This window comes from Clostridium sp. AF22-10 (assembly GCF_003478725.1).
Taxonomy (GTDB): domain Bacteria; phylum Bacillota; class Clostridia; order Lachnospirales; family Lachnospiraceae; genus Otoolea; species Otoolea fessa.
This window is the reverse complement of the sequence record NZ_QUFZ01000003.1, coordinates 159210-183891: the sequence shown is the minus strand read 5'-3', so window position 1 is coordinate 183891 and position 24682 is coordinate 159210. Positions and strand designations below refer to the sequence as shown.

20 protein-coding genes and 4 tRNA genes are annotated in these 24682 nt (G+C 47.3%); 22 read left to right on the top strand and 2 right to left on the bottom strand.

The features are described 5' to 3' along the window. Positions 1–32: 32 nt before the first annotated feature. Positions 33–818, bottom strand: coding sequence for a MerR family transcriptional regulator (locus DWX91_RS03480; protein ID WP_118683898.1), 786 nt, complete (start codon positions 816–818; stop codon positions 33–35). A gap of 525 nt (positions 819–1343) precedes the next feature. On the opposite strand from DWX91_RS03480, the gene rsmH reads away from it, so the two are divergent. From rsmH to DWX91_RS03445, 7 genes are all read left to right on the top strand, one after another. Then, positions 1344–2402: a 16S rRNA (cytosine(1402)-N(4))-methyltransferase RsmH gene (gene rsmH, locus DWX91_RS03475; RefSeq protein WP_107000320.1), complete on the top strand. Its 1059-nt coding sequence runs from the start codon at positions 1344–1346 to the stop codon at positions 2400–2402. Positions 2403–2711: 309 nt separating this feature from the next. Then, positions 2712–3557, top strand: a complete 846-nt coding sequence (locus tag DWX91_RS03470; protein ID WP_118472132.1) for a tyrosine-type recombinase/integrase — start codon at positions 2712–2714, stop codon at positions 3555–3557. Between the two features lie 255 nt (positions 3558–3812). Next, on the top strand, positions 3813–4478 hold the full coding sequence (locus tag DWX91_RS03465; protein WP_117796377.1) for a hypothetical protein: 666 nt from the start codon (positions 3813–3815) through the stop codon (positions 4476–4478). Between the two features lie 52 nt (positions 4479–4530). Beyond that, positions 4531–8676 carry a vWA domain-containing protein gene (locus DWX91_RS03460; RefSeq protein ID WP_118472087.1) on the top strand — a complete coding sequence of 1382 codons (4146 nt, stop codon included), beginning with the start codon at positions 4531–4533 and terminating at the stop codon, positions 8674–8676. Between the two features lie 199 nt (positions 8677–8875). Next, positions 8876–9676, top strand: a complete 801-nt coding sequence (gene srtB, locus DWX91_RS03455) for a class B sortase (RefSeq protein WP_182435051.1) — start codon at positions 8876–8878, stop codon at positions 9674–9676. A gap of 291 nt (positions 9677–9967) precedes the next feature. Then, the gene (locus DWX91_RS03450; RefSeq protein WP_118538278.1) at positions 9968–10612 is read left to right on the top strand and encodes a hypothetical protein; all 645 of its coding nucleotides are present in this window, start codon (positions 9968–9970) and stop codon (positions 10610–10612) included. 125 nt (positions 10613–10737) lie between these two features. Then, positions 10738–12924 (top strand): hypothetical protein, encoded by a 2187-nt coding sequence (locus DWX91_RS03445; RefSeq protein ID WP_118538276.1) that lies wholly within the window; start codon positions 10738–10740, stop codon positions 12922–12924. A 144-nt stretch (positions 12925–13068) separates the two neighbouring features. On the opposite strand, the gene DWX91_RS03440 is transcribed toward DWX91_RS03445, so the two are convergent. Further along, a complete protein-coding gene (locus DWX91_RS03440; protein ID WP_118538274.1) occupies positions 13069–13893 on the bottom strand; it encodes an EFR1 family ferrodoxin in 825 nt (274 codons plus the stop codon). Positions 13894–14410: 517 nt separating this feature from the next. Here DWX91_RS03440 and DWX91_RS03435 point away from each other — a divergent pair. From DWX91_RS03435 to DWX91_RS03365, 15 genes are all read left to right on the top strand, one after another. Next, positions 14411–15469, top strand: a complete 1059-nt coding sequence (locus tag DWX91_RS03435; RefSeq protein ID WP_412693820.1) for an FAD-binding protein — start codon at positions 14411–14413, stop codon at positions 15467–15469. After that, positions 15435–16286: a carboxylating nicotinate-nucleotide diphosphorylase gene (nadC, locus tag DWX91_RS03430; RefSeq protein ID WP_118538272.1), complete on the top strand. Its 852-nt coding sequence runs from the start codon at positions 15435–15437 to the stop codon at positions 16284–16286. The genes DWX91_RS03435 and nadC overlap by 35 nt, the downstream gene beginning before the upstream one ends. A gap of 47 nt (positions 16287–16333) precedes the next feature. Beyond that, positions 16334–16873: a transcription repressor NadR gene (locus DWX91_RS03425; RefSeq protein WP_412693819.1), complete on the top strand. Its 540-nt coding sequence runs from the start codon at positions 16334–16336 to the stop codon at positions 16871–16873. A gap of 187 nt (positions 16874–17060) precedes the next feature. Beyond that, positions 17061–17134: transfer RNA gene (locus DWX91_RS03420), tRNA-Arg, on the top strand. A 27-nt stretch (positions 17135–17161) separates the two neighbouring features. Beyond that, positions 17162–17234: transfer RNA gene (locus tag DWX91_RS03415), tRNA-His, on the top strand. 23 nt (positions 17235–17257) lie between these two features. Continuing rightward, positions 17258–17326 (top strand) — tRNA-Gln (locus tag DWX91_RS03410). 11 nt (positions 17327–17337) lie between these two features. Beyond that, positions 17338–17410 (top strand) — tRNA-Lys (locus DWX91_RS03405). A gap of 138 nt (positions 17411–17548) precedes the next feature. Beyond that, complete coding sequence (locus DWX91_RS03400; RefSeq protein WP_347474998.1) at positions 17549–18352, top strand: YitT family protein; 804 nt, start codon at positions 17549–17551, stop codon at positions 18350–18352. 265 nt (positions 18353–18617) lie between these two features. Beyond that, positions 18618–19187, top strand: a complete 570-nt coding sequence (locus tag DWX91_RS03395) for a DUF3793 family protein (RefSeq protein ID WP_022359958.1) — start codon at positions 18618–18620, stop codon at positions 19185–19187. Between the two features lie 41 nt (positions 19188–19228). Beyond that, entirely contained in the window at positions 19229–19657 is a 429-nt protein-coding gene (locus tag DWX91_RS03390) for a flavodoxin (RefSeq protein WP_022359957.1), read from the top strand. A gap of 259 nt (positions 19658–19916) precedes the next feature. Continuing rightward, positions 19917–21617, top strand: a complete 1701-nt coding sequence (locus tag DWX91_RS03385; protein WP_118538268.1) for a glutamine--tRNA ligase/YqeY domain fusion protein — start codon at positions 19917–19919, stop codon at positions 21615–21617. Positions 21618–22083: 466 nt separating this feature from the next. Then, positions 22084–22380 (top strand): OadG family protein, encoded by a 297-nt coding sequence (locus DWX91_RS03380; protein WP_022359955.1) that lies wholly within the window; start codon positions 22084–22086, stop codon positions 22378–22380. Positions 22381–22426: 46 nt separating this feature from the next. Further along, a complete protein-coding gene (locus DWX91_RS03375) occupies positions 22427–22852 on the top strand; it encodes a biotin/lipoyl-containing protein (RefSeq protein ID WP_118472081.1) in 426 nt (141 codons plus the stop codon). 183 nt (positions 22853–23035) lie between these two features. Then, a complete protein-coding gene (locus tag DWX91_RS03370) occupies positions 23036–23482 on the top strand; it encodes a biotin/lipoyl-containing protein (protein WP_117796387.1) in 447 nt (148 codons plus the stop codon). 11 nt (positions 23483–23493) lie between these two features. Further along, positions 23494–24633 carry a sodium ion-translocating decarboxylase subunit beta gene (locus tag DWX91_RS03365; RefSeq protein WP_117796388.1) on the top strand — a complete coding sequence of 380 codons (1140 nt, stop codon included), beginning with the start codon at positions 23494–23496 and terminating at the stop codon, positions 24631–24633. Positions 24634–24682 lie beyond the last annotated feature (49 nt).

Below are 24682 nucleotides of genomic sequence, written 5' to 3'. Positions count from 1 at the left end.
TAAAATAATAAAATTAGAGAAATAAGTTTTGGTTAAAGGGTATCATCCGCCATCAGAACCGCTACCTGCGTCAGAAAATTCTCAGGATTTTTGTGCTGGGGCGGTCCCTCCAGATAGAGGTGGCGGGCGGTGCCCTTTAATGGAATCTGATATTTGTTTGCATACGCACAAAGATGCTTCACAATTACAGGAAGACCTTCATAGGCACCGTGATAAAAGATACAGAGCGCTTTCTGGCGAGGCAGGGTGACGAGATGTTCACCCCGGCTTTCCGGCGGGACGGCGATGCAGCAGGTAAAATCGCCCGGATTCGAAAGGTTGTATTCGGTGAAAAACATATGCTGGGTGGTGTCAGAACCATATTGGCGGATCGCCTTGATGAAGACGCCACGTAATTGCTCTTTCTTGTCTTCAAGTTCTGTCGAATGCAGATCCTGGCAGTAAACGGTCTGGGCGGGAAGTTCTATCTGTCGGATTTCAAAGTCATTGTGCCCTTTTGAATGTTCTTTTAATTTCTCAATATTCCGGCTGATCTCGTCACGCAGATCTTCCAGACGAGTGATCAGCGGCTCCAGATCCGTCGTGCCGTGATAATAGGCATAGATATCATCCAGCGACAGACCGAGATTCTGCAGAATGCGGATGCTCCGGATGCGCGAGACGGTGTCTGCTGTATAGTAACGGTTTCCATTGATACCGTCTCTCTGATCCGGCAGAATAAGACCCTTGTCTTCATAATTTAAAATCATGCGCCGGGTCACTTCCAACGCTTTGGCTGCCTCGCCGATCGAGAGCAGCCGTTTTTTATCGTGCGTCATAAAACCTCCTGTTAGATATCCATAAGATGTGCAATCATGTATATTTGTCATGTAGGATTCTGGTGCAATTTTTTACACTCATAGTTGTGTATAATTACATGAAAAATAAGTAAAAATTATATAAATTAGCTAAAAAGGGATTGTATCGTACATCAATGTACGGTATATAATCATTTTATTGAAAGCGGGATGCCGTGTCAAGTATTCCGCCGATGCAAAACACCACACAATTTGTCATACTATGTACGTTGAAAAGGAGTATCCGGGCAGGCAGGAGCGTCAGACATTGGGGAGAATGAGTATTTTATATACAGAAAGATTTGATGGCTCATCTGCAAACATCTGCCCGGAGAAACATTTCAACCAAAACGCCTTTATTGTATACCTATGATGCTGCGTTTTATCTGGAAAAATCAAGAAAGAATTGACATTTGAACGCCTTCCATATATGCTTGAACCAATATGATTTTCGATTTGACAGATGGGAAAATCAATGGAAAATCTAAGCAGATATGGGAGGCTTTTATGGATCAGGAAAATCAGACACCACACAAACGGCGTGTCAGATATAAAGGAAAATATCCAAAAAAATTTGAAGAAAAATATAAAGAGTTGCAGCCGGAGAAGTATCAGGACACGATCCAGCACGTGATTCAGAAGGGAAATACACCAGCGGGCATGCATATTTCCATTATGGTGCAGGAGATTCTGGACTTTTTGCAGATCCAGCCGGGGCAGGTCGGATTTGATGCGACGCTAGGATACGGCGGACATACGAAGGCGATGCTGGCCTGCCTGAAAGGGCAGGGACATATGTATGCGACCGATGTTGATCCGGAGGAATCTGCCAAGACGCGGAAACGCCTGGAAGAAGCGGGCTATGGCGAGGACATGCTTTCAATCCGTCTCCAGAACTTCTGTACAATCGATGAGATTGCCAAAGAAGCGGGTGGTTTTGATTTTATTTTAGCCGATCTGGGCGTGTCTTCGATGCAGATTGACAATCCGAAGCGAGGCTTTTCGTTCAAGGTAGATGGACCGCTGGACCTGCGCCTGAATCAGGAAAAAGGCATCAGCGCCGCCGAGCGCCTTGACACGATCGAGCGTGAGGAGCTGGCGGGCATGCTGTACGAAAATTCAGACGAACCGTACTGCGAGGAGCTGGCAAAAGCGATCACGGATGAGATCCGCCGTGGAAATCGGATCGATACGACCACGAAACTCCGTGAAATCATTGAAAAAACATTGGATTTCCTTCCGGAAAAGGAGAAAAAGGAGACAGTCAAGAAGACCTGTCAGCGTGTTTTCCAGGCGCTCCGGATCGATGTAAACCAGGAATTTGAAGTACTCTATGAGTTTATGGAGAAGCTTCCAAATGCGCTTCGACCGGGCGGACGGGCAGCGATCCTGACCTTCCATTCCGGAGAGGATAAACTGGTGAAAGCGGCGCTCAAAGAGGGATATCGCGCCGGTATCTATAAAGAATATTCCAAAGATGTGGTGCGCCCGTCCGCGCAGGAGTGCGTACAGAACCCGCGTGCCCGCTCGACGAAGATGCGCTGGGCGATCCGGGCGGACGAGTAAAATGAATATAAAAGAAAATATATGAAAAAACAGGGCAGCTGTTCCGAGCAATATGGGAGCGGCTGTCCTATTTTTATTGTGAAGATCAAAGAGAGTCCATGTGAAAAATTTCGGGCGCAGTGATGTCTGGTTCTGCAAAAATCCGATTAAAAGAGCAAAAATGTTTTTTTTGCGAGATTTCTGTTTCCGGTGCGTATACTATAAGATTACTTTTCAGAAAATAGAAAAGTGGTCACAGTTGTGAAAGAAAAAACAGCTGCGAAAAAAACAAATACGCGAGAAAGTTTCGTGAGAAAGAGAGGAAACGCATTGAAACAGGAAACACAAAATGAATTGGAACGATTTAGGGATTATTTGAGAGAACAGGAAAAAAGCAGCCACACGATCGAAAAATACTGCAGGGACGTGAGAAAGTTTTTGATGTTTGCTGATGAAGACTGGGATAAAAATACAATTATATCTTTTAAGGAATATCTGCAAGCTCATTATAAAACGTCCAGCGCCAATTCGATGCTTGCGTCTCTGAACAGCTACTTTCATTTTATCGGAAGACAGGAATACTGTGTCCGCACGTTCCGGGTGCAGAAGCGGATTTTCTGTGATGAGAGACAGGAAATGACGCGCAGCGATTATCAAAAGTTAGTTAAGGCGGCGCGGGAGCGCGGCGATGAACGCCTCTGTGCGATATTGCAGACGATCGCGAGCACGGGCATACGAATCAGCGAGCTTTCATATATTACAGCGGAATCGCTGGCACAGGGGGAAGTAGTGATCGACTGTAAGGGAAAACAGCGGGTGATCCTGCTGCCGCAGTCGCTGATGCTGTATCTGACGCAGTACTGCCAGAAGCAGCGGATTGTGAGAGGCAGCATCTTTGTCACAAAAAACGGGCAGGCAGTCCGCAGACAGAATGTGTGGGCGGACATGAAATCCGTCTGCACCGAAGCGGGTGTTCTTCCGAGCAAGGTATATCCGCACAATCTGCGCCATCTGTTTGCCAAGATATTTTATGAGCGCGATCACGATCTGGTCCGTCTGGCAGACTATCTGGGTCACAGCAGCGTGGAAACGACAAGACGTTATACGATCATCAGCAGCCGTGAAGCGTGCCGCAGACAGCTGGAATTAGGTTTGTTGATTGATAGGGAAAATTGACGAAAAACATAATGGGAATTATGTCATGAAATGGAAAAAATCTGCATACATATCTAAATATATGATTCTATTATTAAGTTTATCACTTCTGAGAAAGAATTTCAACATACAAAGGCGTTAAAAACAGTACTTGAAATAACACAGATATTCTATCCAAAATCTGGAAAATTCGACAAAAGCTTTGCAAATAAAAGAAAAAATGAAACAGTCGGATATGACATAATTCCCATTATGTCATCCGGGGAGGTGGAGTATGTGAGAGAAGATCTGACGGGGCGCCGGTATGGACGTCTGACTGTCTGCCGGGAAATAAAACAGGCAGCAAAAAGCCGCCGCCATTACTGGCTGTGCCGGTGCGACTGCGGGAAAGAAAAGACCGTGGAGGAGTCCCATCTGAAAACAGGGCATACGAAAAGCTGCGGGTGCTATCGGAAGGAGCTTCCGTCCAGTCGGCGGATCGATCTGACAGGCCGTCAGTTCGGACGTTTGAAAGTGCTTGAAGAGGCGGATAATTCCAACCGGACAGGCGGATATTGGAAATGTGTCTGTAGCTGCGGACGCCTGATTGAGGCATCCAAAGAAAGCCTGTGCGCGGGAAAAACCAAGAGCTGTGGGTGCCTGCAGGCGGAGACACGAAAGAAAAACATGAAAAAAGCGATTCATTTTGTAGGCGGAACCTGCCTGGAACGAATCGCCAACCAGAAAAATACGGCAAACAATACAAGCGGCTACCGAGGCGTCTACCAGCGGGAAAATTCCCGGTGGCGGGCAGCGATCGGCTTTCAGGGAAAAGTGTACAACCTTGGAACCTTCGTAAACCTTGAGGATGCGGTGGCAGCGCGGAAAAAAGCAGAAGAGGAATTGTACGAGCCATTTTTGCGGGAACATGGCGTGAAAGCGGTGCAGAAGGGAGGTATTTAAATCTGCATAAGGGGACCTGCGTTGATGATAGATAAGACAGGAGGCAAAAAGAATGAAAAAAGCGAAGAAAAAGGGGAAAAGTTACAGTCAAGGATGGTTTGAACGTCAGTCAAGGCGTTTCATGTCAGTGCTTTTGTGCAGCAGTATGTTGAGCACAAGCGTGGCAAATACAGCCGCATTTGCAGCTGCCACATCCGAAGGAGGGGATGAAAGACAGGAATTTTCATTGGAAAAAGAAGTCCTCAGGCAGGCAATCCGGGATGCTGCTAAAAAAGGAAAGACAGTAAAAGAGGATGCATTTACGTTTTCCGGCGATGAGGCAGAAACCTACGAGGGACTGTTTGAAGAAGGAAATCTATATGAACTGCATCCAGATTTCGAGAAGAAAAACGACCGGCTTACTTTGAAAATGTATGCCCGCTTAGAGGATGAAGAGGACATGGATCAGTATACGATCAGCGGAAATGAAGAAATTATTTTCCTGATGACCAATTCTTCTTCAAAAGAGCGCACCGGACGGATTCTGGTGGATGGAAGAGCCAGCGCATGGATGACGGTTGCGCCATTTGGTGAAGTAAAAAAGCAGGTTGAGCTGGAGACAGAGGAAGCGGTTCCGACCGAGATAGAAAATGAGGTAAAAGAACCGGAAAGTGCAGTTCCGGCAGGAAGTGAAGATATCACAGAAGAGGATACGGCTCTGGAGGACGATGTAAAGGAGCAGGAAAATGCTTCAGATACAGGTAACAATCAAATAAAAGAAGAATCGGAAGCAGCGGATGACAAGAAAGATTTATCGGAACCGGATTCTGAGAACGAGAATGAAAAAGCAGACATGGATGCGTTCGAAACAGATACATCCGATGCAGATACATCGGATTCAGAAAATGACAGCGCCCAGGACGAAGGTTCAGTTCAGGTATCACGTTCGGCTCATTTTTCGATGTTTTTGACTTCAGCTGCAATGGCATCTCCGTCTGATGCAAAAGAAGAAGAGAACGAGAACGATGAAAACGAAAAAAATAAGGCGATTGTAGGCGACGAAGCAGAAGAAGACAATTTCGAACGCATTCTGGGGGATTCATATGAAACGGTAGGCATTAAGAATGCATCCGCAGCCGCATTTGTAACTTCCGCGATGGAGCTTGGTCTGACAGACGTAGCTGTTTTGTCGGCAGTGGAAGTGGAAGAAATTCCACACTGGCAGATTTCGAAGTCTAAAAAAGCTACCAATCTGGACGAAAATTTTGAATCCCAGGTAACACTTTCCCTTCCGTCAGCGGAGGAAAAACTGGAAAATGACATTGTGTTTGTGCTGGATAAATCTACCAGCGTGCAGCTGGAAAATGAGGCGTTAGAGATGCTTAAGGAGCTGCAGGCGCAGGCAAAGGAAAATGGCGCAAAAGTAAAGGTTGGAGTCGTTATTTTCAATAAAGAAGCGCACAAGTCTGACTTTATGGATTTGGGAACCCAGTATGATGCGATTGCGGCAGCGATCCGTGAGAATATTAGCAGCGGAACGAATCTTTCGGCTGGAATCCTTGCAGGCAAGAAAATGCTGGATGAGGATACGCAGGTGGCAGCAGGAAGAAAGAGTCTGGTGCTTTTAAGCGATGGCATTACCTATATTTTTGGGGAAAAACCGACGGCGGTTGCCTGGGGATTTGAGAATGATGGTTCAGAACATTCCTGGGCGGGACCGGATCACTGGATTCTTAAATATGGGAATAATAAAGCATTATCGGAGGATGAGTGGAACGAGCGCCTGGGTACAATCAAAGCGCAGATGGATGCACAGGGCGATGCATTTGACCATTCATATGAGCCAGGAGATTTAACGCCATGTACCCCACCTGATGAAGGAAAAAAATATGCCAATAGCGTTGATAAAGCGCTCTATCTTTCCTATGAGGCATATCTGGAAGCGGCGAAGGAACAGTATCACTGCTATGCGATGCCGATTGGTTCATCTGCTGGTGAAAGCTATCCATGGGGACCGAGCTTTGTGAAATATCTGGCAGACGGAAAAACGGTAAGTTTTGAAGATATCAAAAATGATATCCTTTATGCCGTCGATCGGGACTCGACTGTGGAAGATTATATGGGTTGGGTCAAGGATGACTACAATTTTGACTTAAAGAGCATCGACCGTCTGACTGTTGGCGGCAGGGAGCTTTCTAAATGGAAAGATGGAAATACCGTTTATTTTGGAAATGAAGACGTGAATGCAGCTCAATATCGTTTTAAGGTGGAATACGATCCGTCGGATAAGGAAGGAGGAGAACATTTCATCTGGACGATGAATGAGGCGGTAAAAAATAATGAACCGGTGCAGCTGACCTATACGGTAAAACTGGTAAATCCGAAGAACAATCCAGGAGAATCGTATGGACGGTACGATGAAGACGGAAGCGAAGAGTATGATGGACTTTATACGAACCAGAAAGCAGTGCTGCATCCGGTTGGAAGCGATCAGGAAAAAGGAAAAACGGAAGTATTTTCGAAACCGACTGTATCATATACGATTCCGGGAGGAGAACTTCCGACGATTCCAGAGGGAGGAACTTCTAAATCGAAGACAGCGGAACAGCTGGATGAAAATTTTAAGTCTCAAGTGGCTTTGTCCTTGCCGTCAGCGGAGGAGCAGCTGGTAAGTGATGTGGTGCTTGTCTTAGATAAATCAACCAGCACGGGACTGAAAGAGCAGGCATTGGAAATGCTTCAGAACCTCAAGAAAGAAGTGCAGGAAAAGGGAGCAAAGGTCAAAGTGGGAGTAGTGCTCTTTAACAAGGAAGCGCATACGGATGGATTTATGGATTTGGAGACCCAATATGAGGCGATTGAAGCAGCCATTTGTCAGGAAATTAAGAGTGGAACCAATCTTCACGCAGGTATTTTAGCGGGTAAATCAATGTTAGACCAGGATACAGGAGTGGAAGATGAACGCAAGACACTGGTAGTTGTCAGTGATGGTATTACCTATATGTTTAATGAGAATCCGACGGCGGTTGCCTGGGGATTTATAGCAGATTCTCCGAAACATTTTGCAGGACCGGATAACTGGAAATCCAAGTATGGAAATAATCAGGCACCGACGGACTGGAATGCATGGCTGACCGGCATAGGAGCCAGACTTTCAGAGCAGAAGGATACACACGACTATCCATATGGAACGGAACCGGATGCATCGCTTATTACACCGGTGGAGGAAGCAGGAAATTATGTGAATTCGATCGATAAGGCATTATATCTTTCATACGAGGCGTACGCACAGGCAGCTTCGGAAGGATATCACTGCTATGCGATGCCGATTACGCCGCCCGGAACGGCAAGTAACTATGAGTGGGGAATGAGTTTCATGCGGTACCTCGCGAATGGAAAGCAGGTTTCATTTGACAGTATAGAAAATGATATTTTGTATGCCGTTGATAAAGGTTCTGTTGTGAAAGATTATATGGGCTATGTGAAAGAGGATTATAACTTTGATTTCGATCACTTAGACCAGCTGACAGTAGGGGGAAAAGCGCTTTCTATGTATCAGGAGGGCAACACCTGGTATTTTGGAGACGGAGAACCGGGACCGCAGAATTATCGTTTTAAAGTGGTATATGACGCGGGAAATAAGGCAGAGACAGAGATGTTTACCTGGTATATAAATGAACCAGTTTCAAACTTTGCACCGGTGCAGCTGACCTATACCGTAAAACTGATAAACCCAAAGACGGCGGATGGAACCTATGGAAAATATGACCGGGACGGCAGCCAGCACTATGAAGGGCTCTATACCAATCAGGAGGCGGTCCTGTATCCGGTAGACAGCCGTGGAAATGAGTATCGGCCAGAAGAATTCCCGAAGCCGACCGTATCATATGTGGTAGAACATGGAAGCCAGGAACCGGGATCTGATCCTACCCCGACCCCGAATCCAGGCAATAACGGAGGCGGAAGCCACGGCGGTCACGGAGGCGGAAGTAGTTCTGGCAGTAAAAAGTCTTCGACTACAACCGCGTCGGGACCGGCAGCCCAGCCGACGGAACCGGTTACGCCGGTTGTACCAGAACCTCAGCCGGTTGTACCGGCAGAAGGACTTCCGAAGACCGGGGATACGGATCGGATGGATGTGCCGATGGCTCTGCTGGCAATTGGAATGATGGCAGCAGCTTATGTATTAATGACGGGCAGAAAAAAGACGGAAGAGTAAGACAAGATATAGAAAAATAAAAATTGCCCGGTTATAAGAGCAGGTTTTTAGGGCGGCGCCAGAAAAAATGGCGCTGTCCTAAAACTATGCTGTTATCTGTTTCGTTTTGTATGCAAATTAATACATCATTTATAAAAATATATAATTTGCTTAATAAATAAAGGCGCAGAACGTTTCACGGGCAAAGATGGAGGGATCGATGCAAAAGTGGACACGGAAAGCAGCGGCTGTGATAGCTGTCATCTGTTTGGCGTTTGGTACAGCGGGGGTGGCAATGCATAAATGGGATGAAATGCGTCAGGAGAAGGCGCAGGAAGAGCTGACCGCTCAGGTTGTGGGAATGTCGGAAGCAGGGACGACAGGAGAAACAATGCCGGAGAAAAAAGTGCCAGAAGTGGAAAATGAGATAGGTGAGACGAATGCAATAAAGGAGACAGAATATGTGTCAGCAATTGATTTCGCAGTGCTGGATTCCCAGAATCCGGACGTCGTTGCCTGGATTCAGATTCCGGGAACACAGATCAATTATCCGGTGGTTCAGGGGAAGGACAATGATTATTACCTGCACCGTGACCTGAACGGGCAGAAGAGCACGGCGGGCACGATTTTTCTGGACTATGCCGATCGGGCAGATTTTTCGTCCCTGCATAACGTGCTGTACGGTCATCACATGAAGAATGGAAGTATGTTTAAGGACATTTCCAGATACAAGGATCAGGGCTATTTCGATCAGCATTCAGAAATCATTCTTTATACGCCGGAGCGGGAGATTCATTTAAAAGCCCTGGCGGCTGTCTGCACATCGCCGGATGCGATCCGCCGGACAACGGAGTTTGCATCGGGAGAAGAATTTGCGTCATATATTCAGCAGATGACAGCGGGCGCGAGCGCGTCCGCGCCGGTCGAGGGGACGATCGTGCGTTTGTATTCATTTGTGACATGCAGCTATGAATTTAACAATGCCCGGACAATTTTATATGCGTATGAATCGGCAGAATAGTAACGATTCACGGGTAGGCACTTTTGGAACCGAAAGTGCCGTAAGAAAACGTGGTGGTAGCAGGAATTTGCCGTATTTAAATGCGAAGCTACGGCAAATTCCGTTACTGGGCACGTATGCGTGAACAGTAACGCAGAATAAGATGGGGAATGTCCCAGATGTGGAAAAACAAAATGCGTTACCATGATGCAGTAACTGGATAGACAGAAAGACATAACATGGAAACGGACCGGAAAGAAATGTTTATACGCTACTGCATCTGGAAATAGATCTATCAAGGGAGGTAAAGGGATGGAAGAGAGAAAAATCAGGGGAAGGAGCCGGAGACGGAAGTATAAAAATCAGATGCGCCGTCCGATAGCAGTATTGCTGGCGCTGATGCTGTCGTTTAGTTCCTTCGGTACGGCGACTGCTTATGCGGATGATGCGGCAGTTGTCAAAGAAAGTGTGGACACAGCGGGAACGCAGGAGAAAGTCGATCTGGATAAGTGGATGGAGAAAGAAGTATTTGGTACTGGAAAACAGGCAGAGAATATTGCTGGGAAAGATACTGTTGGAGTGCAGGATGGTTCTACGGTAGCGGATGTTTCTGGAGATGAGGGCTCAGATGGAGCTGGTGAAGGAAATGAAGCCGGAACTGTGGGTTCTGTGAATGAAAATGGAAACAGCCAGACAGGGAAAGAAAACGGTCAGAATCCGTCGGGTGAACAGACGGATAATCCATACGATTCGATCGAACGCCCATCTCAGTCTGACACGGTAGAAATTATTCCGGGTGCGCCGTCCGACTCGAAAAAGAACGAATCGGATGCCAATTCCGGTACAGGCTCTGCAGGTTCGGCGTCGGGAGCAGCCGGAGATTCTAATTCTCAGAATGGACAGGAAAATGTGGATAATTCCGGAAACCAGACGGGCGGCAGCAGGAGACAGAGGTAAAACCTGTTTTACCGGAAGAGAAGGATTATGAATATTTTTATGATAAAGAAACTGGAAAATTTAAGGTAACCTTTAATATCAAAGAAGATGCCAAGGGTGACCAGACGATTGAGCTGAGCAAGGTGATGGAAGAGATCAATGCGGCTGGAAAGAAGCAGTTTGAACAGTGGTTCCAGACTAAAGAAGGTGCGGACGAGCTGGAAAATGCACAGTATTACGGACAAAATACGATCCGTCAGGTTTTCAATGGAGTTGAATATAGCTATAATATAAAAAATGGAACAGTCTGTCCGTATGAGGAACCGGGATGTACAATGGTATTTGATGTTTATATTACCAACGGTTCCAAACATACATATGTGTATAAAAATAACAGCTTTATCGTATCGACACCGGACATGAGCAATCAGGATCAGACAGGAGTCATTGGATTTGACGGACAGGAACTGCCGGATGATTATACGAAGGGATTTCTTTCTCCCAAGTATGATATAAAGAATTCCAGCACAACAGGAGTTATTGAAAATCTGATTGATGAGGCATTGAAAGACACGCAGTCTCAGCGCCAGTACGGAATTGATAAGGACGGAAATTTAACGACGTCCTATATCAAATTAACGAAAAACGATATTAATGTTGGAGATCCGGTTTATAAGATTGGAAAAAAATATTATCTGTATTCAGAAAAATATGATTGCTATTATTGCGATTTTAATAGTGCACAGGTGGAAGAACAACCAAAAGGTTCTGGAAAGTATGTTGTAAAATCAATTCCGTCCGGCGGAAAAAGCAATTCTGCGATCAAGGCAGATGGAAGTAAATATTATGCTCCGTGGGTGCGTGGCGGTGAGATTGATGCAATCCGGGCATCAAAATATAAAATTCAGGATGCCTTGAATCAATATCTTTCTAAAAATAACACGACACTAGAAAAAGAAGTTCTTAAATACTACAACGAGAAAGGAGGAACTTCCTACACGACGATCGAGGAACTGCTTTCCAAGAATGAAGCAGCGGCAAATGAACTAACACGAGCGGGAGAGACCGGAAATTCTTCCTTGGCTTCTCTGGATCCGATGCTGCTTCATTCCAGCAGTCAGTATGATAATTTTTATCAGAATATTTTCAGCTTCAATGTCGGCAGCCAGGAGGATATGAAAAAATTCCTGGAAAATGAAAATCTGGGTCACGGTCATAGTCATGGAAATTGGGCGACGGATGGGTGTGAGATGACGATCGGCGATTATATGGCGGATAAGTTAAATGAAACGGATGGTGCATGGGATAAGGCAAATGCATATTTTAATGCACTCTTAAAATCGGGCGTCTCATCGGAAGAAGCTACTTGGGTTGCATTTACCATGGCAACCAATATCGATGGCGAACGTGCAGATAACAATTATCAGAATTCCGCCTGGAACTGGTACAGTTCCATGGTTCTCAAACAGCAGGATGGCACCTTCAACCTGACCAAGGTAGATACGGATGGCAACCAGCTCGGAGACGACGAGGGCGAGGGGCAGACTTCGTTCTATCTCTGGTATATAGACAGCAAGACGGAGACAGATGAACAGGGAAATCAGAAGACAACGGATGTGACAAAATACTGTGTTTATGTGGATCCGGTCTACGAAACGGTAGAAAATGAAGATGGGACGAAGAGCCAGAAACTGGTAAAAGATGGATATTATGGCTGGGTTGAGTACGATCCGGACAACAAAGAGTTAAATTATACCGTCTCGACGACCAACGGAACCCTGAATATTGATTATGCACTTTTAGAGGGAGTGGTCTATTACCTTCAGGAAAAGGCGGCGCCAGATGGATATAAGGTGGATTCCAATATTTATGTGATCTGCGATGAAGAATCGTATCAGCAGATGACAGCCGAAAAAGGGGTAAGCAGTGTGATTAACCCGGCCACCGGCGTGGAGAGCGCTGTGGTTTATATGGGCGCAATCAAAGGCGGCGAAACCCTGAAAGTAAACTTTGTCAACGGAAAGACAGCTCCGAAGCCAGATCCAACCCCGGATCATGGGGGTGGCGGAAGCCACGGCGGTCATGGAGGCGGCGGTTCCAGTTCTGGCGGAAAGAAGACAACCTCTGCGGGACCGGGGACAGTCACCGAAGAACCGGTGCTTCCGGAACAGCCGGCGGAAGTGCCGATTGAAAACATTCCTGCACAGGGACTTCCGAAGACAGGAGAGGACGGAGTAAACACATCGGCTCTGATGCTGACACTCGGACTGATCGCATCTGCTTATGTATGGATGAGCGGCAGACGGGAGGAAGGAGAGAACCGTAAAAACTAAAAGAAAACGGTGATGATAAAGACGCAGAAACGTTGTAAACAGGTATAAATCGAACAGATATAAATCAAACGGCAGCTGCTAAACAGGTGGATACAGTAAGTATCTCTTCCTGTTTGGCAGCTGCCGTTTGTCAAAATATATTTTTTAAATAAAATACTCCGCCTCACTCCTGCGCGTATAGTTCTGCTCCAGCATCGCGACGTGGGACAGAAAGGCCTCATTGTCGAAGTATTTGGCGCCAGCCGGGCAGATCTTGATGCACGCCTGACATTTAATGCAGATACCGGTGCAGGTGTCCGGTGCATCTGCCGGGATAGAGCCCATCGGACAGACCGTTGCACAGATGCCGCAGCCAGTACATTTTTCCGGATCGGTGACTGGTTTGGCTTTCAGGAAGATAGCCGGTTTTCCGTCGGTGCCGAGCGGGGTGTAATATGGTCCGACCGGATCATCGCCGCGCACGGCAATCGGAGCCGGGATTTCGGTCAGGGAAGCGATCTTTTCGGCTGCCTTGATGCCGAATGCATGGATCTGTGCGAGATCATCTGCATCTGGACGTCCGGTTGCCAGCTTGTCGCTGAATACGTGCTCGGTCGGGATACCGGCACCTGCGATGGTGTGGAAGCCGTGCGCCTCTAATTCATTGCGAAGCTCGATGAGCCCATTGTCGAAGTTGCGGTTTCCGAAGACAGCCACCGGAATGGCGAGCGCGCCATTTCCCTCAAAATGGGTCTGTACAAATGGGAGCATCTTGTTCGGGATGCGTCCCGCGTAGACCGGGGTGCCGATGACGATCAGATCGTCTGCCCCGTATGTATGAACTTTTTCGCGGCTTTCCGGCAGCGTGAAATCATAGGAATCCATCGGGACGCCGAGTGTGTCAGCGATCGCCTGCGCCAGCGTGGTAACAACCTTTTTCGCGTTGCCGGTCGGGCTGAAATAGACTGCGTGTACGTGATTGATTTTCATGAAAATACCTTCTCTTCGTATGCTTAAATTTAATTCGGTAAAATACCTTATTATAGTAGGTATTTTAATGGATTATGATGGGCTGTCAATGAAACTGGAGTTTTTTGGTTACTGGGTACGTATGCGTGAATAGTAATATGTTTTTTACAGAATCGCCCAAAATATCATTACATATGTCTTGTCACATGAAATAATATGTGCTATACTGATGCGGATGCACAAATAAAGTTTTGGATTGAAAGAGAACTCTGTTTGCGATAGGAGCATAGAGTGGCAGATAGTATTCTGCGATTTGAAGGCTGAACTATCTGCAGGATAAAAAGATAAGTGCAAACGTATGGTATAGAAAGGAAGGCAACAAAATGGTCCGGGAGGAAAATTATGATGTGGTCATCGTCGGGTGTGGCGTAGGCGGTCTGTACACCGCTTTAAATCTGCCGTCGGAAGACCGGATCTTAATGATTTGCAAGGAAGATATAGAGAGCTGTGATTCCAGCTGGCGCAGGGAGGTATCTGCGTGCTGCGGGATGAGACGGATTATGATGCGTATTTTGAGGACACGATGCGCGCGGGACACTACGAGAACCGCAAGGAGAGTGTGGATATCATGATCCGCTCCAGCCGGGATGTGATAAATAATCTGCTGAAATTAGGCGTAGGGTTTGACAAAAATCCAGATGGCAGTTTAAAATATACAAAGGAGGGCGCGCATTCGCAGCCGCGTATCTGTTTCCATGAGGACATCACGGGAAAAGAGATCACGACGACCCTGCAGACGCGTGTAAAAGAACTTCCGAATGTAGAAATCCGGGAATATACTGTTATGACGGATATTTTGGTAGAAAAGGGCATCTGCATCGGTATTCTGGCAAAGAATGCAGACGGCGATATTTTAAAGATTCATGCGAAAGACACGGTTCTGGCGACCGGCGGTATCGGCGGGCTTTACAAGCATTCGACGAACTTCCCGAGCCTGACAGGTGATGGGCTGGATGTAGCAAAGAAACACGGCGTGCGTCTGGAACATCTCGATTATGTCCAGATTCATCCGACCAGCCTGTACAGCAAGAAGCCGGGACGCAGCTTCCTGATTTCAGAATCGACCCGCGGCGAGGGGGCAGTTCTGTTAAATGGAAAGGGCGAGCGCTTTGTCGATGAGCTTCTGCCGCGTGATGTGGTGACGCAGGCGATCGAGAAGGAGATGGAAAAAGAGGGCAGCGATCATGTATGGCTGTCGTTTAAGGCAGTTCCGGAGGAGACGATCCGGAACCATTTTCCGCACATTTATGAGGAGTGCTTAAAAGAGGGCTACGATATCACGAAGGAACCGGCTCCGGTCGTACCGGCGCAGCATTATTTTATGGGCGGTATCTATGTCGATCATTTCTCCGAGACGACGATGGACCACCTGTATGCGGTTGGTGAGACGAGCTGCAACGGCGTACACGGAAAGAACCGGCTTGCCAGCAACAGTCTGCTGGAAAGCCTTGTATTTGCAGAGAGAGCGGCAGGCAAGATCGCCGGACGGGAGGACGAAGAGTATGAATCCAATTACGATGCAGCTTGTTGCGGATGAGTATATCCGCATGGCGTTAAAGGAAGATATCAACAGTGAGGACGTTTCGACGAACGCGGTCATGCCGGAATACCGCAAGGGCGAGGTACAGCTCTTAGCCAAGGCAGACGGTATTATCGCCGGTTTACAGGTGTTTGAGAGCGTGTTTAAACTTCTGGACGAGGCGACCGAGACAAAATTTGAGGTAAAAGACGGGGATACCGTCACAAAAGGGCAGTTTTTAGGTGTGATCACCGGCGACATCCGGGTGCTTCTTTCCGGCGAGCGGACGGCGCTCAACTATTTACAGCGGATGAGCGGCATTGCGACCTATACGAATCAGGTGGCGAAGCTTTTAGAAGGAACGAAGACAACGCTTTTAGATACGCGCAAGACGACCCCGTGTATGCGTGTATTTGAAAAATATGCGGTCAAGGTTGGCGGCGGCAGCAACCACCGTTACAACTTATCGGACGGCGTGATGCTCAAGGATAACCATATCGACGCAGCCGGCGGAGTTAAGGCGGCGGTTGAGGCGGCGAAGAAATATGCCCCATTTGTCCGCAAGATCGAGGTGGAGACGGAAAATCTCGATATGGTGCGCGAGGCAGTGGAAGCGGGCGCTGATATTATCATGCTGGACAATATGACCCCGGACGAGATGGCGGAGGCGATCCGCATCATCGACGGACGCGCCGAGACGGAGTGTTCCGGAAATATGACGAAGGAAAATATCGCAACGATCACGAAATTAGGCGTAGATTATGTGTCCAGCGGCGCGCTGACGCACTCGGCACCAATTCTGGATCTGAGTCTCAAACATCTGCGGGCATTATAAAAATTTAAAAACTAAGAAAGGACAGGGAAAACAGGATGGAAACAACGATGACAGGAGTACAGCGGAGAAAGAAAATACTGGAAATGCTGGGACAGTCATCCACACCGCTTTCCGGCGGGGCGCTGGGGCGGGCAGTCGGCGTGAGCCGTCAGGTGGTGGTGCAGGATATCGCGCTTCTGCGTACCGAGGGACACCCTGTCCTTGCGACTGCCCGCGGTTATGTGCTGGAGATGCCGCACCAGACGGAACGCCTCTTTAAAATGTGCCATACGACCGAGCAGACGCGCGAAGAGCTGAATACGATTGTTGATCTGGGCGGCGAGGTGCTGGATGTCATGGTCAACCACCGCATCTATGGAAAGGTATCGGCGCCGTTAAATATCCGCAGCCGCCGCGATGTTGAGGCATTTGTGGAAAATATCCGGACTGGGCGTTCCACGCCGCTTTTAAACGTGACATCGGGCTATCATTTCCATCACGTGGCTGCCGATCAGGAGGAGATTCTCGACGAGATCGAGGCAGCGCTGCGGGAAAAGGGATTTCTGGCGGACTTCCTGTCATACGAGCAGGAAGAGGTGGAAAAATAGGGGGAAAGTCAAAAGAAATGAATTTTTGAAATTATTTTAAAAAATATGAAATTTCCTGTTGACATTCTTTTTCAAATGTTATATACTATCTTTGCTGTCGATGAGACAGATAAGCAGTTGGCTGAGAGGTCAGGTGCGGGAATGGTTACAGTGCCGGATAAAACGGTCAGAATCGCAAAATGAATATGAGTCTGTAGCTCAGCTGGATAGAGCAACGGCCTTCTAAGCCGTGGGTCGGGGGTTCGAATCCCTTCAGGCTCGTCGAATCTGTTTCGACAGATTCCTATGGTGGATATAGCGCAGTTGGTTAGCGCGCAGATTGTGGCTCTGGAGGCCTAGGGTTCGAATCCCTATATCCACCTTCTTTAAAGGGATCTTTTGCTGATGGCTATCGCCAAGCGGTAAGGCACAGGACTTTGACTCCTGCATTCGTTGGTCCGAATCCAACTAGCCCAGTTAAATATGGGGTATTAGCTCAGTCGGTAGAGCACTTGACTTTTAATCAAGTTGTCCGGGGTTCGAATCCCCGATGCCTCATTACGAAGACACATTGCAGACGCGATGTGTCTTTTTGTGTAATAGGTAATTCCTTGAAATTCTCTATCACACAAAAAGGCACTAACGTGCCAATGATGCGCGCTCGCGCGAAATTGTAATATGAGGAGGTTTTTAGTTATGGCAAAAAAGTCCATGCGCGTAATCGGGGAGTACACAATGATCACAGCGGCGACCTTTGTCGTGGCGGCAGCCGTCTATTTCTTTCTGATTCCGAGCGGTGTATCGGTGGGAAGTATTTCCGGTCTGGCGATGCTTTTGGGAAATGTGATACCGCTGCCGATTTCAGTGCTGACCTTTATTTTAAATGCGGCGCTTCTGGTGGTGGGATTTCTTTTTATCGGACGCGAGTTCGGCGTCAAGACGGTGTATACGTCGCTGATTCTGCCGGTTTTTCTGTGGGTGTTTGAGCAGGTTTTCCCGGATTTTGTGTCGATCAACCAGGATGCGATGATGGATACGGTCTGCTATATCTTTGTTGTCAGCGTTGGTCTGGCTCTTTTGTTCCGGATGAATGCCTCGTCGGGCGGTCTGGACATCGTGGCAAAGCTCTTAAACAAATATTTCCATATGGAGCTGGGAAAAGCGATGGCGCTTCCAGGCATGTGTGTGGCGCTCTCATCCGTGTTTTTCAGCGATAAAAAACTGGTGGTGCTGGGCATTCTGGGCACATACTTAAACGGAATTGTGTTGGATCGTTTTATTTTCGGTCTGAATCTGAAAAAGAGAGTTTGCATTATCTCGGAAAAAGAAGAAGAGATACGCCAGTTTATCCTGCATACGCTTCACAGCGGCGCGACGATCTATCAGGGATTCGGCGCGTTTGACAATGAGCCGAAGACGGAAATTATCACGATCGTAGATAAAAACGAATATGCACAGCTCATGCCGTATATATTAAAAACAGATCCGAGGCATTTGTGACGGTGTATGCGGTGAATGAGATTATTTATCGTCCCAAAAGATAGAAAATGATGTTACTGATAAAAAAACTCAGTAAGCAAAAATGAACAAAATTTGCTTGACGTGGTAAGTGATTCATGATATAGTCTCATTGAAGTTAGATAAGACTAACCTACGAAAAGGAAAATAGAAGGCGGAAAAAGCCTTTTATTTTTAAAAGATAGTTAGCCATATCTAACTAAAGATAGATATAGCTAACTAAGAGAAGCAGTCAGGAGGCAGAAAGATGGAACGGTTGTTTGAAGAAGTATTCGTAGAGGTGTGTGCGCCGACTCTTCGTGGCATCAAACCGTCGAACTTGTTCCGTTATCAGCCGCAGAACCGTGATAAACTCCTGGAAGCGCTTGATTTCTGGAACCGGGAACTGGAACCGTCGGGGCTTCAGGTGCGGGCGCTTAAAGAGTGCAGCCGGACGGGCGCGTTTCTGATTCTGGTGTACCGCGAGGAATGGCTTCGCTTTATTCTGGGTAAAATATCTGTACAGCACTTTTTAAAAAAGTCTGGTTACCAGATGAAGAAGACGGTCGATGGCTTTTTGAGGCAGCTTTCCAACCGGCTTTGTCTGGAACATGATTTTCCACATGAGATTGGCATTTTCCTGGGGTATCCGCTTGAGGATGTTGTTGGATTCATTGAAAATCAGGGAAAAAATTATACCTGCAGCGGTTACTGGAAGACGTATGGCGACCCGCAGGAAGCAAAACGGCGGTTTGATTCATACCGGGAATGCACGGAAGTGTGCCGGGAGAAATACCGTCAGGGGACACCGATTATTCAGCTTGTAAAAGCCGCATAATAAATCTAAGTAAGTAAATTATTCACAAGGAGGAAATAAAAATGAGCAAGGTAGCAATTGTATACTGGAGCGGAACGGGAAACACAGAGGCTATGGCAAATTACGTAGCAGAGGGCGTTAAGAAAGCGGGTGGCGAGGCTGATTTATTTACTTCCGCAGAGTTTGGCGCTGACAAAGCTGGCGAGTATGACAGAATCGCATTTGGCTGCCCGTCTATGGGGGCTGAACAGTTAGAGGAGTCTGAGTTCCAGCCGATGTTCGACGAGGTTAGCCCGGTTCTCTCTGGCAAAAAGATTGCATTATTCGGTTCTTACGGATGGGGCGACGGCGAGTGGATGCGTACCTGGGAGAGCGACTGCATGACTCTGGGCGTAACCATGGCTTGCGAGCCGGTAATCTGCAACGCAACGCCGGACGAGGCAGCAGGTGCTGAGTGCGAGGCACTGGGCGAGGCTCTTGCAAACGCATAAGTAAAATCGCATAAAAACACATATATAATAAGAAGAAGTACAATTACCTGCGAACGCAGGACATCTTAAATTGCCATAATAAAGATGCTTAAAAATTGAAAATCAGAAAAGGAAGTGTCCTCCCGCGGCGCTTCCTTTTTTGTGGGCAAATATCCCCTTTTCGAAAACTCCAAAATGTGATATGATAAAAAATAAAACTGTTTGATTTGACTCAAACAACAGTATCAATTTACGAAAAGAAACAACGGAGGGAATGTATATGGAAGAAAATAAAAAACCATTGGCAGAGGGAGAGGAGAAGGAAGAGTCTGTCTCCAAGAACTTTATCGAGCGCGAGATTGACAAAGATCTGGCAGAGGGCGTTTACGATCATGTCCAGACGAGATTTCCTCCGGAACCGAACGGATATCTTCATATTGGACACGCTAAATCGATTATTCTGAACTCTGGACTGGCAAAAGAATACAACGGAAAATTCAATCTCCGTTTTGATGACACCAACCCGACGAAGGAGAAGACGGAGTTTGTTGAGTCGATCATCGAGGATGTAAAATGGCTGGGCGCTGATTTTGAGGACCGCCTGTTTTTTGCATCCAACTATTTCCAGCAGATGTATGAGTGTGCAGTTCTTCTTATTAAAAAGGGAAAAGCATTCGTCTGCGATCTGACAGCTGATCAGATCCGCGAGTACCGCGGTGATTTTAACAATCCTGGTAAGGAAAGCCCGTACCGCAACCGCAGCATCGAGGAGAACTTACAGCTCTTTGAGGAGATGAAAGAAGGCAAATATGCGGATGGCGAAAAGGTACTGCGTGCGAAAATTGATATGGCATCCCCGAACATCAATATGCGTGATCCGGTTATTTATCGTGTAGCCCATATGCATCATCACAACACCGGGGACAAATGGTGCATTTACCCGATGTACGATTTCGCTCATCCGATTGAGGATGCGATTGAGCACATCACGCATTCGATTTGTACGCTGGAATTTGAGGATCACAGACCGCTCTATGACTGGGTCGTAAGAGAGTGCGAGTTTGAGAACCCGCCGCGCCAGATTGAGTTTGCGAAGATGTATCTGACCAACGTCATTACCGGAAAACGTTATATCAAGAAACTGGTAGAAGATAAGATTGTAGATGGCTGGGATGACCCGCGTCTGGTAACCATCGCAGCGCTGCGCCGCAGAGGTTACACGCCGGAATCCATCCGCCGCTTTGTAGAGCTGGCAGGTGTCTCCAAAGCAGATAATTCCATCGACAGTGCAATGTTAGAGTACTGCCTGCGCGAGGATCTGAAATTAAAGAAGTCCCGTGTGATGGCAATTCTTGACCCGGTCAAGCTTGTTATCGACAACTATCCGGAAGGACAGATCGAGGAGCTGGATGCACCAAACAATATGGAGAACGAGGAACTTGGTTCCAGAAAGATTCCATTTGGCAGAGAACTTTACATCGAACGCGAGGACTTTATGGAAGAACCACCGAAGAAATACTTCCGTCTCTTCCCGGGCAATGAGGTCCGCCTGATGAACGCGTACTTTGTTACCTGCACCGGATTCGAGAAAGATGCAGACGGTAATGTAACGGTTGTTCACTGTACCTACGATCCAGAGACGAAGAGTGGTTCCGGCTTCAATGCAAGAAAGGTAAAAGGTACGATTCACTGGGTAGCAGCACAGACTGCACTGAAAGCAGAAGTACGTCTCTATGAGAACCTGGTAGACGAGGAAAAGGGCAAACTCAATGCAGATGGAACGCTGAACTTAAATCCGAATTCCCTGCGCGTTCTGAAAGAGTGTTACTTAGAGCCGGGTCTGAAAGAGGCAAAAGCATTTGAGAGCTTTCAGTTCGTCCGCAATGGATACTTCTGCGTGGACTGCCGCGACAGCGAGCCGGGCAAACCGGTTTTCAACCGGATTGTTTCGCTGAAGAGCTCTTTCAAGCTTCCGAAATAAATCGAGAACAACTCTTGAAAATGTATAAAAAAATACAGAAAAAAGCGGCTTTGTTCTGATGAAAAAAGGAGAGAACGGGACTTTCAGAATACATTTTAGAATATGAGCAAAATGCTTGAGAGGTCTTGGCGATTCTTCCGGAGGTTATTAAGAAAAATGTAGAAAAATGTAGTAATAACCTATAAAAAGCAGGTTGTTTTTGCTAATAAAACACCCTGCTTTTTGTGCATAATTTATGAAAGGCTTGGTTGACAATCAGGGGGGTTACTGTTATAATTTAAGTAAAGTGAGCTGATCATGTCAATCTGTGGCTTCACTTGTTACAGTTAAGGGGAAAAGCCCCTTATAAATTGCTTTCAAAAATGGAATGCATTCCACAATACGGAATCTTACTGGTGGAATTTTATAAGTATAATTTTTCACAAAGAAAGCAGAACCTAAAATAAATAAGGAGGTGCAATGCACAATGTGGACTGAACCAACTATGCCTTTCGGGCAGTCAGTTATCGTTTCTCTGCTGGGTCTTTCGGTAGTTTTTCTGGCTCTGATCTGTCTGGCTCTGGCAATTATGGTAATTTCCAAGATTCTCCGCTCCGTTGTTTCTGATGGTGCTAAGGCCCCGGCCGCAGCACAGAAAGCAGCACCGGCTGTGTCGGATGAAGCTGATAAGGAATTACTTGCCGTGCTGATGGCAACGATCGGGGATGACCTCGGATTGCCGACAGACAAGTTTAAGATCTTGAGCGTGACAGAAGTTAAGTAATGAGAAACAGGAATGAAAGGAAATCGAAAGGAAGGTTAGAGCAGTTATGAAGTATACGGCTACCCTCAATGGAAAACAGTACGAAGTAGAACTTGAAAGAATCGATGCATACGAGCCAATGCCGCGTTACGGCGAGGCTCCGGCAGCAGCACCGGCTCCAGTAGCAGCACCGGCAGCACCGTCAGCTCCAGCACCGGCGCCTGCACCAGCAGCACCGGCTCCTGCACCAGCAGCTCCGGCGGCAGCACCGGCAGCAGGTGCAACTACCGTAGAGGCTCCGATGCCAGGTAAAATCCTGAACATCAAAGTATCTGCAGGACAGGCAGTTAAGTTTGGTGAGACCGTCATCGTGATGGAAGCTATGAAGATGGAAACTGAAATCGTTGCTCCGGCAGACGGTACAGTAGCACAGATTCTTGTCAAAGCAGGCGACGCCGTTGACACAGGTGCAGCACTGGTTACCCTGAACTAATAGACGATACTATGATAAATAGCAACTGTTTACAAAAAGGAATTTTCGGAACTGAAAATTCTGTATGATACAGTTCAGGCAACAGATTTTGCCGATTTGGAATACAAAGCATCGGCAAAATCCCATTACTGGGCACACATGTGTGAACAGTAATGATAAACATTCGAAAGGACGTAAAGAATTATGAAATATGTTGCTACGATCAATGGAAAGAAATACGAAGTTGAAGTAGAAAAATTAGAAGCTTACAAATCTCTGGATCGTAATGGTGTAGCAGCTCCGGCAGCTCCGGTTCTTCCGGCATCCGCACCGGTACAGAGACCGGCAGCACCGGCTCCGGCTCCAGTTGCAGCAGCACCGGCTCCAGCTCCGGCACCGGCAGCAGCTCCGGCTCCGAAGGCAGCAGCTCCGGCGGGCGCAACTACCGTAGAAGCTCCAATGCCAGGTAAAATCCTGAACATCAAGGTATCTGAAGGACAGGCGGTTAAATTTGGCGAAGTAGTAGTTATTATGGAAGCCATGAAAATGGAGACTGAGATCGTTGCTCCGGCAGACGGTACAGTCAGCAAGATCCTTGTTAAGGCTGGCGATTCTGTTGATACAGGAGCTGCTCTGGTTGCTCTGAACTAGGAGGTTAGGTAATGAACTTTTTTGAAATATTAAAAGAGCTTCTTGCACAGTCGGGTTTCGCAGCATTGACCTGGAGAAGCTGTGTAATGATTCTCATTGCTTTTGTATTATTATACCTGGCAATTAAAAAGCAGTTCGAGCCGCTTCTTCTGCTTCCGATTGCATTTGGTATGTTCCTGGCAAACCTGCCGTTGGCTGACCTGATGAAGGAAAGCGAGCCGTGGTATACCGCAGGTGTTCTGCGTATCATCTACGGCGGTGTTAAGTCCAGTTTGTTCCCGTGTCTGATCTTCATGGCAGTAGGTGCCATGACAGACTTTGGTCCGCTGATTGCAAACCCGGTGAGCCTTCTGCTTGGTGCAGCTGCTCAGTTCGGTATCTACATTGCATTCATGCTGGCTAACGCAACTGGTCTGTTTACAGTAGGTGAGGCAGCTGCTATCGGTATCATCGGTGGTGCAGACGGTCCGACCGCTATCTATGTAGCTAACAACCTGGCACCGGATCTGGTTGCTCCGATCGCCGTTGCCGCTTACTCCTACATGGCGCTGATTCCGCTGATTCAGCCGCCGATCATGAAGCTTCTTACCACTAAGAAAGAGCGTTCCATCGTTATGAAGCAGCTCCGTAAGGTAAGCAAGGTTGAGAAGATCGTATTCCCGGTATTCGTAGTACTGTTCTGCTCCCTGCTTCTTCCGTCCGTAGCTCCGCTGCTTGGTATGCTGATGCTTGGTAACCTGCTTCGTGAATCTGGTGTTACAGAGCGTCTTTCTGATACAGCTCAGAACGCACTGTGCAACATCGTAACTATCATGCTTGGTACTACCGTAGGTGCGACCGCAAACGGCGAGATCTTCCTGCGTGTTCAGACCATCGCTATCGTTTGCATGGGTCTTCTTGCATTCGCATTCGCTACCATCGGAGGTGTTCTCCTTGGTAAGGTGCTGTGCGCTGTAACCGGCGGCAAGATCAACCCGTTAATCGGTTCCGCTGGTGTATCTGCTGTACCGATGGCTGCCCGCGTTTCTCAGACAGTTGGTGCAAAAGAGAATCCGACCAACTTCCTTCTGATGCACGCTATGGGACCAAACGTAGCAGGTGTTATCGGTTCTGCCGTAGCAGCAGGTTTCTTCATGCTGATTTTCGGTTAATCGAATATTGATTTTTGGCTGTTGCAGCCGGGATCTGGCTGCATCTGGC